Genomic DNA, 15,262 nt, shown 5'->3' on the forward strand with positions numbered 1-15,262 from the left:
ATCAAATTTCCCTGTTGTTGAAAAGGTAAAATCATGGAACTCAAAGACGAAATCGTTATCAACGCCCCGAAGGAGCGTGTCTACGCGGCCCTGAACGATCCCGAAGTCTTGCGGCAATGCATTCCAGGCTGCGAAGAGCTGGTCCAACACTCCGACACAGAGCTTGAGGCCAAAATCCTTCTAAAGGTCGGGCCGGTCAAGGCAAGGTTCAGCGGTGATGTCCAACTGGATAAGAGCGGCGCACCTGATGCGTTCTCGCTGACTGGCCAAGGCAACGGTGGCACTGCCGGGCATGCGAAAGGTGGGGCAGATGTCACTCTGGTCGCGGACGGTGACACGACGATCCTGACCTATGACGCCAAAGCCCAGATCGGGGGCAAGCTGGCGCAACTGGGCAGTCGTCTCATCCAGAGCACAGCCAAAAAACTTGCCGCCAAGTTCTTCAAAAACTTCGCTGATGTGTTGGACGCGGAAGAAGTTGTCTAACCCCATTGCGTACCAGGACCATGCCGTCGACGTTCTGGCGCAGGTTGCAACCTACGTTGGAACGGGGCGGCTCTTTGCGCTGATTGCTTCGGTAGATATCAAAGGCGGCAGCGCGCGCGACGTCGGATCTTTGGCGGTCGTCTCAGACGCCGGAGAGATGACAGGCTATATGTCCAATGGTTGCATAGATCAGGACATTCTTGTCCATGCGATGGACTGCCTGCAATCCGGGACAGCCCGAATTTTGCAATATGGTGAGGGCTCACCGTTTCACGATCTCACGCTGCCCTGTGGTGGTGCGTTGTCGGTTTGGATTGATCCCAAACCTGACAAAGACGCGCTTGTGGCAGCGTACAGAAGCCTGTTGGCACGTCAGCCAGCGTTGCTGACATTCAGTCCACAACAAAAAACCTGTCAGTCGATCACAATTGCCTACCAACCCAAAGTGGCCCTGACCCTTGCAGGACGGGGTGCCATTTTCCGGGCAACAGCCAAGATCGCCCATGCGATTGGTTTCGATGTGTCCTGTTTTTCTCCGGACACTGATGATCTTAATGCAGTCGCGGGGTACTGCAAAAACACCCCGACGCATGTGCGGTCCAATAGCAGTATTAACGCGTTGAATTTGGACCCGACGAGCGGCTTTTTGACATTGTTCCACGATCACGACTGGGAACCGGCTTTTCTCGTCGCGGCGCTCGCCACATCTGTTGGGTTTGTCGGCGCACTCGGCAGTCAACGCACTCAAGAAGCCCGACTTGCGCATTTGGCCAAACTTGGCGTTTCAAACACCGATCTAAAGCGTATATATTGACCAATCGGCCTTGTTCCATCGCTACGCAATGCAAATCTCATCGCTGTGTCAGCGCTGTCTGAAGTTGCACAAACGTTTGCATATCAGCAACAAACAATCGTTGATGCGCAATTGGCGAGCCAACGGCCCCAGGGTGTCCCAGTAAAGATCTAGCTGCGCAGCTCGCATTCATCCAACCGCAAGGTAACAGACAATAGCCGGTCCGCAGAGCTACTTTCGCCCTTATCGCAAGCTCATCGACAAGCCCATCGCAGAGAAGTGCTCAAACACTCACCATGCCCTTGTTCGATGCCGCCCCACCCAAACACCGCCGTTTACCTATCTCTATCTCCCGCGACGGGCGGTCAGGAGCCTCTCTCTCGACCTCCAAACCCGTCACGGGAACAGCTTCCTCTCTCTCACTCCGATGGCTGCCCGGATCAAATGCTTCTTTATGGGGCTCTGCTTCTTGAGGCTGTCGTCCGATGCTTGTATACATATTTCGGACATGGACCATGCATCAACAGATCTAAAGAGCAATATCCTGACACGGATTGCGAATGGCACGCCGCGTGGCGTCTGGACGCCGAGGGATTTTCTGGATCTCGGCGAACGTGATGCCGTGGACAAGGTGCTGCAGCGACTGACGCGGGCAGGGGCTCTGCGCCGGGTGGATCGTGGCCTGTATGATCAACCGTCGACCAATCGCCTGACCCAGAAAGACAGTCCGGCAGATCCCCGCGAAGTGATTGATGCCATCGCACGCCGAGATCAGATACGCGTCCTTGTCGATGGAATGACGGCCGCCAACGATCTGGGTCTCACCAATGCTGTCCCGGCAAAGATTTTGGTGCATACTGATGCCCGATTGAAATCGATCTCGCTTGGCCAGCTCGACATCGTGTTCAAACCGACAGCTGCCAGCAAGCTCTATTGGGCCGGACGGCCAGCTATGCGCATCGTGCAGGCTCTGCATTGGCTACGGGATACCATGGGCCAGGTTGACGAGGATCAGGTGCTGGTCCGCCGCCTGACAGCGCTCCTCAATGATCCGATGAAAGGCAAGCGCCTTCGCGACGATCTCGAGGACGGGCTGACGACATTGCCGAGTTGGATGCAAAGCCTGTTGCGCCCGATCCTGGCAGAGCAGGCAGGTGCCGCGTGAACCTCGCGTTCGACCGCATCATCTCGGCGGATGACGAGACACGCCTCGGCGTCTTCACAACGACAGCACAGCGCTTGGGCACCACACCGCAGAATGTCGAAAAGGACTTCTGGGTCTGCTGGACCCTCGACGCGCTGTTCAATGGAATGTCGGACGGGCCAAGGCTTCTGTTCAAGGGTGGCACGTACTTGTCGAAGGGCTTTGGCCTGATCCGCCGGTTCTCGGAGGATATCGACGTCACAGTGTTCCGGGACGATCTGGGAGAAGCCGCAACCATAGAAGAGCTTGATGACTTGAGCGGTAAGAAACGCGGCAAGGCGCTGGATGCGATCAAGGCGGCGTGCGAAACTTATATCCATGGCCAGTTCTCTGGTGGGCTGAACGAGATTGTTTCGGACGTTGCCGGGCTAAACGGCCTGAATGTGGCTCGGTTCTTTATCGAGCCTGATCCAGAAGACAGCCAAGCGTTGTACCTGCGGTATCCAAGCGCAACACCGGTCGATGCCTACATCGCCAAGGCAGTGAAAATCGAGTCTGGTGCAGAATCCGCACTTGATCCCAATTCCGTGCGCAGAATTACTCCTTATCTGGCGGAAGATGTTCCGGATATCGAGCTGACTGTCGGGAATGTCACCATCGTCGACGCTGAGCGGACTTTTTGGGACAAGATTGTGATCCTGCATGGCCTGCGCCGCTGGTTCGACATCCGTGGAGAACTCAAAGGTAGCGGGCAGCGCGTGTCGCGACACTATTACGATACCTATCAACTTCTGGGCTCAGACTTGGGTGAGAGGGCTTTGGCAGATGGCGCGCTTGGTGCCGACTGCGTCGCCCACGCGCGCATGTTTTTTAACCGCCCGGCCTTTGATCTCGCGACCGCAGTTGCGCCGACATTTTCCATCAGTCCGGTTGGAAAAATGCTCGATGACCTGCGCCGCGTCTACCGCGCGATGTCGGGTATGATCTTCGGACAAGCGCCGCAATTCGATGCCGTGATCGAGCGGGTTGTTGATTTGGAGAGAAAGCTAAACACAGCGCCGACGGGGTCGAAGGGCGCTTTGGAAGGAAACTGATGCTATTTGCTTCAAAGTAGTAAGAGACCCGCAAAGCCGCCGTAGCCCCCATGAAATCTCAAAGTCCCATGTGCGGGGTGGTTTCAACGGATGGACGCAACACATGCGTTAAAACGTTCTGCTGGAGTTTCGTATCCCAGCGTTTTCCTTGGTCGTTCGTTGAGCTGCCTCGCTACGGCACTCAGCTTTGCCTGACTATGTATCGACAAATCTGTTCCCTTTGGAAAGTACTGCCTCAGTAACCGGTTTGTATTTTCGTTTGTGCCCCTCTGCCATGGCGAGTGGGGCTCGCACAGAAAGACGTCGATATCGGTCGCGAGAGTGAAGGCCTTGTGACCTGCCATCTCGGTTCCGCGATCCCATGTGAGAGATTGATATAGGTCTTTTGGCAGCTTTCGCGCCTGCTTAATGAGCGCCTGAATGACGCTGTGACTGTCCTTGTTGCTGACCTTTGCCAGCATCACAAATCGAGTGTGGCGCTCGACCAGCGTTGCGATGAAGCTGTTGCCGGAGCCTGCAATCAAGTCACCCTCCCAGTGCCCTGGCACGGCGCGATCTTCGACGTCTGCCGGCCTTTCTCGGATCGAAACAGCGTCGTTGAACTTGCCCAAGCCACTCCGCTTGAGCGTGGCATGACGTGATCGCCGAATGGACCGCGTTGCACGTAGATGCGCCTGCAATTCCTTCTTGAGTACGCCCCGCGTCTGAACGAACAGGCTTCGATAAATCGTCTCGTGTGAGACCCGCTTGGCTTCTTCATCAGGATGTTCGCGCATCAGCCAGCCTGCGATTTGTTGCGGGGACCATTTGCGATGCAGCTTGGCTGATATTGTCCGGCACAGATAGTCATTGCCGACCAACTTGCACAGTTTTGGGCGTTGGGCACGATCCCATGCCTGTCCGTCAGATGCGGCTGCACGGTAATGCTTGGTGCCGCCATTGCGGCGCACTTCACGGCTGATGGTTGACGGTGCACGACGCAGCTTGCGAGCAATGGACCGAAGAGAATGCTGCGCCACAAGGCCGCGTGAAATCTCCTCGCGTTCATCAAGGGTCAACGCAAGGCGAGACCGTCTGCGGGCTGGTGGTCTTATGCCTTAGTAACGAAACCCGCCCGCGCTTTCCTCCTTGTCGGATTTGTCGCCGCTGCAGCTCGCGCTGACAGCAGCCACAAACCTTAGACAAAACCGACATTGGGTTTTCGCGCTTTGCTGGCGCAGCATCTTCTCGCATATACAGTACATCTGATGTTGTGGCTCAGCGCGTGTCGCCAATTCGCTCATTCGGGCGCGCAGATTTGCTGGAACTGAGAACGTGCTTTCGCTGTATCCGGTTCAAACAAGCAAACTGCAGGAAAAACCGTGCATTTGCTGCGGCTGTTCTTATTTTAGCTTTCGGGCAGCTGCTTTTTGGGTTTGGTATTGGCCTTCTGTCGCCGCGATGAAGGCGACTCACATTCGCCCGAGACCTGTTATTCGAGCGAGCCCACGCAGTATCGATCAACTAGGCCGATCAATTCGCCTGCCGTAACAGGCTTGGAGATAAAACCATTCATACCAAGATCTGCAATGAGTTCACTGTTGTGATATCGTTCGTCCGTGGTAACGGCGATTATTGGGACGTTACGCGGTGGATCATCGCTCATTGTTCGGATGCGACGTGTGGATTCCGTCCCATCTAGTCTTGGCATGTGAATATCCATCAAAATGACGCCGTAAGCGCAAGGGTTTTGGGACAGCTTCAAAACGCCGTCTTGGCCATCATGCGCCACATCAACATCTACATTTAACGTCTTGATGATCTGGCGCATCATGAAACGTGTGAAATCATCATCTTCAATGAGCAGTATCTTTTTGGCTCTTTTCATGTGTCTCGTCGTCTTCCCTTCGGCAAGGACCCTGATGACCGGAGCAGCAAACAGCACTCAAAAAACTGACAGCGCAGTCCTTTTGTCCCAATCCATCCTGTCCAGGTGCGTTGAGCACGACACCGAAAATGTTAACGAAAGGTTAACCTTTGGGCCGCTTAGTCATTGTTAGCGAGTAATTGACGCAATGACACTCCATATTACGGCAGGGAAACGACATGTGGGACGTATTCATAAGTGTTTTTGACACAGCGCAGTTTGTGCCACACGGAATGTGCTTATTGTGGCGCCCGGACTTGTTGATCTTGCACGGCGGGTCGGACCTGCTGATTGCGCTGGCGTATTTCGCGATTCCGTTGATCATCATTCAAGCCAAAAAAAAACGACCGGATCTGATTGACCCAGCAGTTGCACGGATGTTTGCCGCATTCATTACAGCTTGCGCGCTTAGTCACACAGGGGCACTTTTTACCCTTTGGTTTCCAGCATACGCGCTGCAAGGTATCGTAAAACTCATGACCGCAGGGGTGTCCATTTACACGGCCATTCAACTCGCCCGGATCATGCCCCTCTTCCTCAGCCTGCCCAGTCGTGAGGAATTGATACGGAAAGATGCGCAGATAATTCTGGGCGAGCGCAAGATTCAAGAGGCACAGGAAGCGCAGGAAAAGCTAAGCGAATTTGCCCATATCGCCTCGCATGACCTCAAGGCACCGCTGCGCGGAATATCCAACCAAGCCAAATTCATCGAAATGGATCATGAAGACGCTTTGGCACCGCAGGCGCGTAAGCGATTGGCCCGGATCAGCGAACTCTGTGAACAGGTCGAAACGTCAATTACCACTCTTTTGCAGTATTCTAGTATCAGAACGGTTTCTGTTCCATCTTCGATCGACCCTCGGCAAGCTATTGAGGCTGTGGTAGACCCGATGTCGGAGTTCTTGTCAGAAAACAACGCAAGCATCTCCATCGAAACCGACCTGCCAAAACTGCGGTCGGATCCGTCACAAATCGAAGTCGTGTTTCGCAACCTGATCTTGAATGCCATCATCTACAACACGTCTAACAAGAAACAGATCGCGATCGGCCATGTGCGACATGCCAACTTGGACGGGCAAGAGATTTGGGACGCCTATTACGTCAAGGACAACGGTATCGGCATTGCAGAAGAGTTCCAAGATGCGGTTTTCAAAATGTTCAAGAGGCTGCACTCAGATGCAGAATTTGGGCCAGGAACGGGTTCTGGGCTGGCCTTTGTGAAGAAAGTTGTCGGGGTCACTAACGGTGCTGTTGGTTTTTCTTCTATCATCGGCGAAGGAAGCACGTTTTACGTGTCCTTTGCGGATCAAAGGCAATTTGAACAGAACGCGGCTGTAAGTCGTTCGTTAACTGGGGCAGGGCTGGGACACGCTACATGATTTCAGTTATGATACAAGAAAACGACCAAACAGCTTTGGAATTGACATGCACGTACTGATAGTTGAAGACAGTGACGATGACTTCGAAGCCACATTGCGCGCGCTTGATCTCGACAAGGTTGGTGGCGTGAAAATATCGAGATCCCTAGGTGGGCAAAATGCCTGGGAGTTACTGCTGGCTCAGAGCTCAAATGATGAGCAGGCTTCGGATCAAAACTGCCAGTTTGTCATTCTTGACTTGAACATGCCCGGCCTCGACGGCCGAGGATTATTGTCGAAGATGAAAGCCCATGACCGGATAAAGTTGATACCGGTTGCCGTTCTAAGTACCTCCGACGATAAGAGCGATGTTGATGCGTGCTACCGCAAAGGCGCGAACGCGTTTATTCGCAAGCCCGTAAATTGGGAAGATTTCGTCAAAAAAATGAGCAGCCTAAAGGCGTTCTGGTTTCAACAAGCCGAACTGCCGAGTTGGAGATAGCGCCGTGAAAACGCTTCTGGTTGTGGATGATACGCCCGAAGATCGAGAGGTGCTCGCACGCATTTTTTCGACAGTTTCACCGGCGAATTATGAGGTTATTGAAGCAACCAACGCGGTGTCCTGCTTTGAGATGCTAGAAGGCTGTAAGAACATCGATTGTCTTTTACTGGATTATTCTATGCCTGGCCTGGACGGGCTGCATTTGTTGCGAGATCTGTTGGATCGATACCCTCAGATTCCAATCGTTATGGTCACAGGGCAAGGCAACGAAAAGATTGCCGTAGATGCGATAAAATTGGGCGCACAAGACTATGTCGTAAAAGGTGCTTTCTCGGAAGTTCAGATAAGACGTCGGGTGGACATGGCGATTGACCACAAGGAACTGGAACGCCGCTTAGCACGTCAGCAGGAAAGCCTGAGAGACTTTGCTGATATCTTAGTGCATGACTTGCGGGCTCCTTTGCGTGCGATAAAAGGCCCGATCGAGATGTTGACGGTTAGTGAAGCACCTATAACCGATGAAATGCAGCTCAAGCTATTCAGTTTCATAACTGAGAGCGTCGAACAAATGGACAGAATGATCCTGTCGCTCCAGAGGTTTTCGGAACCGCAGCGATCCGAAGCGGAATTCGAGATGTTCTGCCCAACGCGCTTGTTTGATTACACTCTAAGCGCACTTGCACATGACGTTGCAGCTGCAAGAACAACTCTGACCTTCCAACAAAATCCGCCAAAAATCTGGGGGTCAGTCCATCTGTTGGGACAGCTGCTCCAGAACCTGGTCGACAACGCACTAAAATACAGAGTTATGCCGAAAGGCAAAATTCATGTCGTCATCGTGGATGCGGTAGACGCATGGCGGCTTATCGTTACCGACGATGGTATGGGCATTGCACCGGAACACCTGACCGATATATTTGAGCCGTTCAAAAGGTTGAACTCAGGTCGTGAATTCAAAGGAACAGGACTTGGTTTGGCGACCTGCATGCGGATTGCTGAACATCATGATGCGACCATAATTTGCGAGTCCGAACTTGGCCATGGCTCTACATTTACATTATCTCTGCCGAAACCAGAGCCGAGCTAGTCTGAAACCATGTTACAGGTTTCCACCTGGTCTGACCACCGGGATGCCACCTCGCAGGACGGTTGCCCTAACGCACAGAGCCATTCAATTTGCTTTCACGGTTTTCCAACAATTTCCAATAGTGTTCCATGTTTGTCGGCAAATCCGACATCTCCCATTGGCACCTTGAGCCGTCTAAGAATGCACGAAGCCGGTTCATGTCGACTGGTTTTGTCAAAAACCCATCGCAATCGCTGACGAGCGCCGTAGCCCGGGTAGTGTCACCGCCATCGCTGGTGAGCATAACCACGCGGGTGACTTTTCGGTTCAGCATCTTACCAAGTTTTTTCACCAAATCCGTGCCAAGACGTCCTGGCATATGTTGGTCTACAAAGACGATGTCGTAAGGCTTCGCATCGCTGCACGCAACTTTCTCAAGCGCTCGATCCGGCGAAGACCGCCACGTTACGACCGCCGCAGGCAAAATCGTCGCCAGCTTGGTCGACAACTCCAAGGCGTCATATTCACTGTCATCAACGATCAGAATATTCAAATTACACTCCCAACGCCCGAGCACCAATCAATTTGCAGCAAACGCTTGCACGCCAAGGGTTAATCAAACGTTAACTCTCCGCTCTACCCTGTGCTGACTCTTTTCGTTCTACGGTGATCGTTCCCCAACTTCCGGTCATAGCTATGCATTATGACGTGCTGGGCATCATTTAAGCAGCCGAGTATGTTCGCGATCTGCGCCTTGCCTCTCAAATCATCACCGCGCTTTTGGCGAACGGCCGGTTTCTATACCGCATGACTGCGAATAGTCTTCCGCACATGCAGCAATCCACTTGCTCCGAGCACGCGTAACGAAAAAATCAAATTCACAGTTTGGGCTCTTTCGAGACCTTCGCTGCGCAATGCCCGAACGGCCGGTCTTCCTCGTTGGATCGAAATGCATGATATTTGCAACAGCGTCATTCAGCTATAAAAACAAGGCAAATGAGGCGGTGCACATATCAGGTGCATAATGTATCTGGCTAGAGTAGGATGCTCCCATGCATATCGGTTACGCCAGAGTGTCTAGTCAGGGACAATCCCTTGATCGCCAGGTCGGCGCACTGAACACAATCAAAGCCGACAGGATTTTCCGTGAGGTGGCATCTGGGCGGACCGTTAAGGGCCGTCCTCAATTGGAACGTGCCATCGATGCTTTGGGGGCAGGGGATGTTCTGGTCATCGCTGAATGGGACAGGGCGACCAGATCGATGATGGATGGGATCAATATCATCCAGCGCGTCGCGGACAGATCAGCTACCGTCAAGGTCTTGGACAAACCTTGGCTCGACCTTACGACCCCGATGGGCAAGGGCATTCTGGCCTTTCTTTCAGCTTTGGCTGAGGACGAGCGAGAACGTATTACCCGACGCGCCAATGAAGGCCGCCAGATCGCAATCGCAAACGGAACCAAGTTTGGACGTAAGCCAAAGCTCACAGACCATCAGCGTCAACTTGCACGCCAGCGCATGGCAGATGGTGATACTTGCCGCGCCATAGCGCGGGACTTGGGCGTCGCTCACACGACGATTTCAAGACTACGATGACGAGAATTAGTGCGGAGCGATCAACACCATGGGCGGGAAGCGGACTTTCTCTGCAAGTGCCGCAGCAAGTTACCAACATAGCCAAAGTAGACATCCAAGACACATCGTCCACGCCACCGCATACGGAATTGCATTGTCCCGTTGAGCCACTGTGCTCACCATTACTTTGTGATTTACTCTGCATCTCGGATTCGAAAACCGAAACGGCCAGGAAGAGTACTTCGTGGCAGTTTAGCGAGGAATGCAACAATATGTTGTGAAGGTGCCTTAGTGAGGTCAAGCGCGATCAGTTGAGCACCATAAATAGTGGCTTCATCGTTTGGGTTCGCTAGATTTGGCACATATTCGCCTGTAGTCTACTGATACATCATTCGAATCCGAGAAAGCTGGGCTTATATGGCGTTACAAACTATTGATCACCGCCTCGTCGACATCGCTTTAGAGCGGGTCGGTGGGGTCGACTTCGAAAATTTCGTTCAGTCTTTCTTCTCTGCGGTGATGGGAGTTTCCTATATTCCGCTTGGCGGCATACATGATGGCGGCGCTGATGGATTAATTGCCGATTCAATTTTTGAAGACAAAACCCAAGCACGATTTCTGCAAGCGTCGGTTACTCCGGACACAAAAACCAAGGTTCGCCACACTCTAAAGCGCCTACGTAAGTATGGACGAACCCCTAAATCTCTCATCTATTGTACCAGCAAGTCAGCCGGACCAATCGATGTTCTAGAATCTGACCTCTCTGATGAGCTGGACTGCCGAATTACAATAAGAGACGCACAGTACTTCACTCACCAAATCAACAACTCTCCTCAGACAATTCAGGCGTTTTCATCCTATCTTGCCCCTTCGGTGAGCTTTCTGTCGGAAACTGGAAGTGCGTCTTTGATACAGAGCGCGGATGCACTCCCGGCGCGAACCCTCTGTGTCTTTGTGGGGCAAGAGCTCGAGCGACGTCGAGGCCAGACTCAGTTGCTTGAGGCTGTGACCGACAGTTTGATCATCTGGGCTCTTGAGGGAACGGACCCGGACAAGAAAATTTTCAGAACCAAGGACGAGATTGAGAAACAGGTCATCAATGCGATGCCGTCCGCCAAGACCTTCTTTAAGGGCGTTCTTGACACTAGGCTAGAAGATCTTCGAACAAAGTTAGAAGGCGGGCGGCGTGTCAATTTCCATCCAAAGGAAAATGGGTTCTGCTTGCCGTACGAAACCAGGGAGCTGATAAAGTCCGAGAACGTTGAAGACGAAGCGCTTCGAATTGGTGTTAGCGAGGTTTTTCGAAAGCGAGCAGAACAAGAAATCGTGGATCGAACTAACAATCGTGAACTCATAGAGTTCGCGGTTCGCGTTTGTCACTCCGCGATTCACAAAACATTTCTCGGGCAAGGGCTAGAACTATCACTGTTCCTCTCCGATGAACCTGACGAAAACGAATTGCCCTCGATCGAGTCCTATATCGATGAAGCGATTGAAGAGAACGGCCTTAAGGGCAACGATGCCGGAATTGTCTCGCTGGCCGCGCTGAACGTACTTCGGCAAGCTTTTTATAGCAGTAGCCGGAAGGAAAGGGTCTATCTGGGAAAACTGAGCCGCACTTATGTTTTGATGTTTCTTCTGAAGAACGAGCCAAGAATCGTTGAGTACTTGAGATCGATGTCTTCGCATTTTGTCCTTTATGTCGGATCAGACATCTTGGTTCGCAGCTTGTCGGAGCACCTGCTTCCGAAGGAGGATCAAATGACAAAAAATGCACTCAACACAGTACGCAGTGCTGGATCAAAGCTCATACTGACCGACAAGGCGCTAGACGAGGTTTGGCATCACCTGAAAGTGTCGCACTATGAGTATGTAAACAACTTCCAAGAAATCGCCCAGTTCATGAACTTTGACCTTGCGAAGCAGATCAACAAAATCCTTATACGTTCCTACTTCTATGCCCGGTTAGAAAACCAGGTTGCAAAGAAACCGCCTTTCTCGTGGGACCGATACATCTCTCAGTTTTGCACCGTGAAAGAGCTTGGCAATCAATCGTCACGTGACGAGCTTCGAGAGTATTTGATAAACGAGTTCAAAATGGTGTTTGAGACCTCTGAGGAAATGGAAGTCGGACTTGATTTGGACGAGCGAGATAGCCTCGCCAAGAAGATGCTCAAAGTGCGCGGCAAGACCGGACGGGATCAGGAGTCGGAAAAAACACTTAGTAAAAATGCGGCTACTACAGCCCTCAGAATTTACCAACAGCGAAAGGTGAATGACGAAAGGGCGGGATCAAACCCTTTTGGTCATAAGACGTGGTGGATGACGCAACAGACCCGAATTCGTAACGCTACCGGCGAGCTGGTTGCAAAGAACCGGTCGCGATACATGCTTCGGCCTGAGTTTATCCTTCATTTTCTCTCTATGATGCCATCTAGTTCGGATATGGCAGCCAGCTACACGGAAGTATTTCCATCGATTTTGGGCGTTCGTTTAGGTAATCGAATGGACGAAAAGGCCTTCCGCACGGTGATCCAGAATGCGAAGGATGTATTTGATAAAATGGACGATTCTCGCGCTCGCGTCGTTCTTTCAACTGAAACTACGAAGCTTCAGTCTGACTTCTTGAAAAAATACGACTACTAAGAGATCAGTCGCGCCAAAGCGCGAGCCGGATGCGGATCGGCACGCTGCGGCCGAACAGGCCTGACAGATGACCGCATCCGTTCACATTCGCAAAACACTCAAAAATAGCTTGCATTAACGGGGGCATCCACAGATGTGAATTCACCACCCTCTTGATTTCGCGGTTGCAGCGAATGGTCGGTATGACGGGCCGCACCGCGGCACGCCGTTCAGTGGGCGAACGGCAAGTTTAGGACGATTGCCGAACAACTTTGTGTTTATACTAACGCGCTGCCGATATGAATCGGAGTGCTTTTACATTGAGCGCATTACGCCTCGCTCAATAGGTGCGCCAGTTCCCGGCTGTAGGCCTCGGTCGCCGTCTCCTGATCGTTAAATTTTTTGTTCTTGAGCTCTCCTGTGCCTCCCGCTCCAACGTGACGCAATTGCAGGTGAAGGTATGGTTCGCTCCCAACTTCGTCCTGAATCCACGCCAGGCTGAGATTTTTCTTGGTCGCAGTCTTGTAAGATATATAAACGTCAACGTATCGCGTTCCATTGATCATATATCCGCCAGTTTTAACTCCGTTTTTGAGATGATTTCCTGACAAATCAAATTCAGTGGCAACCCTTTCATAAAGTGCTTCAAGGAAATCTCGGCCTTGCTCGTCTTTTGGCCCGCCCAAGCGTGTCGCAATGGCGGGAGAAACTATGCGGAGCCGCTGCATAACGGCCTCGTCAAGCGTTTCACGGTCTATATCTTCAAGGTCTGGATGGCGATGAATATTGGCGTGAAGACGCTTGAGCACCGTTGCATCATCAAGCTCCGAAATTCGGCTCAGCGTTGATTTAATCTGTTCTTGCAATTTCTTCGTATCAAAACTCATATTTTCTCCCGCACCTCGCTTCTCATAAAGATCACTTCTCTATCTTTGGCAATTGGAGCTTGAAAGCCAGTTCATTTCTCTCGCAGTGGTTTGGCTACCCGCTGCAGTCTACAAGAACGACCGCTTTTCCCGCTGCGTAGCGACACCAGAATTTGCGTTCATGCAGCATTTGCTTTGCAGCAAGCGCACGCAGGACGAAAAGTGAATTCACTGGTCGACAGTAGTTGGAGCTTGCGTTCGACGCTTTGGAGGGGAGGACACGTACTTGATATTGTGGAATTCGCAATTGACGAACGTCAAGGGGAACGATCTTATGCTCGCATACATAGTGTGGGGAAAGTGGATGTCTGAAGAGTTACCTGAGTACTTAACACAGGGAGAACAGGCACGCCTTTTTCCAGTCCTTGCAACCACATCCAAAGAAGGCAGGACAACTTCCATTGTGTTGGCTTGCTTAGCGAAAATAGACGAGTTTGGGGCATCGCTTCTAAACAGTTTGGGTCAAAAAGTGGGCGTACGGACTAAAATAGAGACCTACACTGAGGTCGTTTGTAAAAACCATGCTCCAAATATTAAAGATCGCCCTGACGGCCTGATTGTTGTGCGAAATGGCAGCCGTGAGTGGAGAGCTCTCGTCGAAGCAAAAGTAGGCTCAAACGAGCTCGATTCCGACCAGATTGAAAAATACCGCCAGCTTGCAAAAGACAACGCCATTGATTGCGTGATTTCCATATCAAATCAGTTTGCCACTTCGCCCGCGTTACATCCGCTGCAAGATGTCCAGAAAAGTCGATCGAAGATACCAGTTTTCCATTGGTCATGGATGTACGTCCTGACAGAGGCAGATTTGCTGCTAAGCCAGGATCTGATTGCTGATACTGATCAAAGGTTATTGTTGAATGAGTTGCGCCGTTTTTTGACCCACGAAAGTGCGGGTGTCAAAGGTTTCGACCGCATGCCCAAAGAGTGGGCTGAGTTGAACAAGCTTGTATCCAGTGGTGGAGTTATCTCGTCAAAGTCGTCAGACGCTGCAAAAGTTGTGTCAGCTTGGCATCAAGAAACCCGCGATCTAGCCTTGATACTTAGCCGGATGACCGAAACCACAGTGACGGAGCGGTTAAGTCGAAAGCACAAATTAGATGGAGCTGCGCGGGTAAAGGACGAGATCAGTTTTTTGCGAGAAAGCCAAATCTTGTGTTCCGAGCTTGATGTGCCAGATGCTGCGGCCCCTTTGGAGATCATCGTCGATATTAAGCGGCGAAGCGTTGATGTAGGTGTGACTCTACGAGCACCCGAAGACAAAGTATCAACCAAAGCACGGGTCAACTGGATTTTGAGGCAAGTCAAAACGGCCAACTCGGATGACTTGTATCTTAGAATGATGTGGCCCGGAAAAGCTGAACCGACGCAATATTTGATTTCAGAGTTGAGAGAACGTCCGGAGCTTGCTGAAGCTGAAAGAAGCCATCTGTCGCCCCACAGTTTTCATATATTCTGTTCGAAACGATTGGGCGCCCGATTTACACAACAGGCTAATTTCATCGTGGACCTAGAAGCGATTATTCCAAGCTTTTATGGCAACGTCGGTGCTGAATTAACTGCATGGCAGAGGAGGGCTCCAAAGATCAAAGAGGACCGCGCTTCTGCTGAAGATGTTTCAACACGGGGCATATCGGAAGATGCACAAGAGTACGATCCCTAGACTGCCTGCCTTCAACTTTTGCGTTAACAAAGGGCCGTCGGCGCTTGCTCCTTAGCGATGGATGTGTCGTTTGGAACGGGGACGCTGTCCCTTTGACCACAGGCCCATGAAAGCGGATAGTC

The 15,262-nt window shown here is 51.8% G+C and carries 13 protein-coding genes and 1 pseudogene; 10 read left to right on the top strand and 4 right to left on the bottom strand.

Annotated elements, in window-relative coordinates:
* Positions 1-33: 33 nt before the first annotated feature.
* The 4 genes from RLO149_RS08510 to RLO149_RS08525 all read left to right on the top strand — a co-directional run bounded on the left by RLO149_RS08510 (position 34) and on the right by RLO149_RS08525 (position 3,517).
* Positions 34-486, top strand: coding sequence for an SRPBCC family protein (locus tag RLO149_RS08510; RefSeq protein WP_013961677.1), 453 nt, complete (start codon positions 34-36; stop codon positions 484-486).
* Positions 479-1,300 carry an XdhC family protein gene (locus RLO149_RS08515; protein WP_013961678.1) on the top strand — a complete coding sequence of 274 codons (822 nt, stop codon included), beginning with the start codon at positions 479-481 and terminating at the stop codon, positions 1,298-1,300. Before RLO149_RS08510 ends, RLO149_RS08515 begins: the two co-directional genes overlap by 8 nt.
* A gap of 448 nt (positions 1,301-1,748) precedes the next feature.
* Complete coding sequence (locus tag RLO149_RS08520) at positions 1,749-2,444, top strand: DUF6088 family protein (protein WP_245538146.1); 696 nt, start codon at positions 1,749-1,751, stop codon at positions 2,442-2,444.
* Positions 2,441-3,517, top strand: a complete 1,077-nt coding sequence (locus RLO149_RS08525; RefSeq protein ID WP_013961680.1) for a nucleotidyl transferase AbiEii/AbiGii toxin family protein — start codon at positions 2,441-2,443, stop codon at positions 3,515-3,517. The genes RLO149_RS08520 and RLO149_RS08525 overlap by 4 nt, the downstream gene beginning before the upstream one ends.
* Positions 3,518-3,600: 83 nt before the next feature.
* Here the strand turns inward: RLO149_RS08525 and RLO149_RS08530 are convergent.
* Both RLO149_RS08530 and RLO149_RS08540 read right to left on the bottom strand, forming a co-directional pair.
* Positions 3,601-4,614, bottom strand: a pseudogene (locus RLO149_RS08530) (IS30 family transposase); the annotation flags it as partial.
* Positions 4,615-4,988: 374 nt separating this feature from the next.
* Positions 4,989-5,384, bottom strand: coding sequence for a response regulator (locus RLO149_RS08540; protein ID WP_013961683.1), 396 nt, complete (start codon positions 5,382-5,384; stop codon positions 4,989-4,991).
* 218 nt (positions 5,385-5,602) lie between these two features.
* On the opposite strand from RLO149_RS08540, the gene RLO149_RS08545 reads away from it, so the two are divergent.
* From RLO149_RS08545 to RLO149_RS08555, 3 genes are read left to right on the top strand one after another with little or no spacing between them, the layout of a single operon-like run.
* Positions 5,603-6,802 carry a sensor histidine kinase gene (locus tag RLO149_RS08545; protein ID WP_013961684.1) on the top strand — a complete coding sequence of 400 codons (1,200 nt, stop codon included), beginning with the start codon at positions 5,603-5,605 and terminating at the stop codon, positions 6,800-6,802.
* A 46-nt stretch (positions 6,803-6,848) separates the two neighbouring features.
* Entirely contained in the window at positions 6,849-7,283 is a 435-nt protein-coding gene (locus RLO149_RS08550) for a response regulator (protein ID WP_013961685.1), read from the top strand.
* A gap of 4 nt (positions 7,284-7,287) precedes the next feature.
* Positions 7,288-8,370, top strand: coding sequence for a sensor histidine kinase (locus RLO149_RS08555; RefSeq protein ID WP_013961686.1), 1,083 nt, complete (start codon positions 7,288-7,290; stop codon positions 8,368-8,370).
* Positions 8,371-8,437: 67 nt separating this feature from the next.
* Here the strand turns inward: RLO149_RS08555 and RLO149_RS08560 are convergent, their stop codons facing one another.
* Positions 8,438-8,902 carry a response regulator gene (locus RLO149_RS08560; protein WP_013961687.1) on the bottom strand — a complete coding sequence of 155 codons (465 nt, stop codon included), beginning with the start codon at positions 8,900-8,902 and terminating at the stop codon, positions 8,438-8,440.
* 499 nt (positions 8,903-9,401) lie between these two features.
* On the opposite strand from RLO149_RS08560, the gene RLO149_RS08565 reads away from it, so the two are divergent.
* Together RLO149_RS08565 and RLO149_RS08570 are read left to right on the top strand one after the other, a co-directional pair.
* On the top strand, positions 9,402-9,947 hold the full coding sequence (locus RLO149_RS08565; RefSeq protein ID WP_013961688.1) for a recombinase family protein: 546 nt from the start codon (positions 9,402-9,404) through the stop codon (positions 9,945-9,947).
* Positions 9,948-10,343: 396 nt separating this feature from the next.
* A complete protein-coding gene (locus RLO149_RS08570) occupies positions 10,344-12,572 on the top strand; it encodes a hypothetical protein (protein ID WP_013961689.1) in 2,229 nt (742 codons plus the stop codon).
* Between the two features lie 308 nt (positions 12,573-12,880).
* Here RLO149_RS08570 and RLO149_RS08575 read toward each other — a convergent pair whose 3' ends face one another.
* Positions 12,881-13,438 carry a hypothetical protein gene (locus tag RLO149_RS08575; RefSeq protein ID WP_013961690.1) on the bottom strand — a complete coding sequence of 186 codons (558 nt, stop codon included), beginning with the start codon at positions 13,436-13,438 and terminating at the stop codon, positions 12,881-12,883.
* A 343-nt stretch (positions 13,439-13,781) separates the two neighbouring features.
* Between RLO149_RS08575 and RLO149_RS08580 the strand changes: the two genes are divergently transcribed.
* On the top strand, positions 13,782-15,140 hold the full coding sequence (locus RLO149_RS08580; protein WP_044025588.1) for a hypothetical protein: 1,359 nt from the start codon (positions 13,782-13,784) through the stop codon (positions 15,138-15,140).
* Positions 15,141-15,262 lie beyond the last annotated feature (122 nt).

Origin of the sequence: Roseobacter litoralis Och 149, assembly GCF_000154785.2 — a bacterium.
GTDB classification, from domain to species: Bacteria; Pseudomonadota; Alphaproteobacteria; order Rhodobacterales; family Rhodobacteraceae; genus Roseobacter; species Roseobacter litoralis.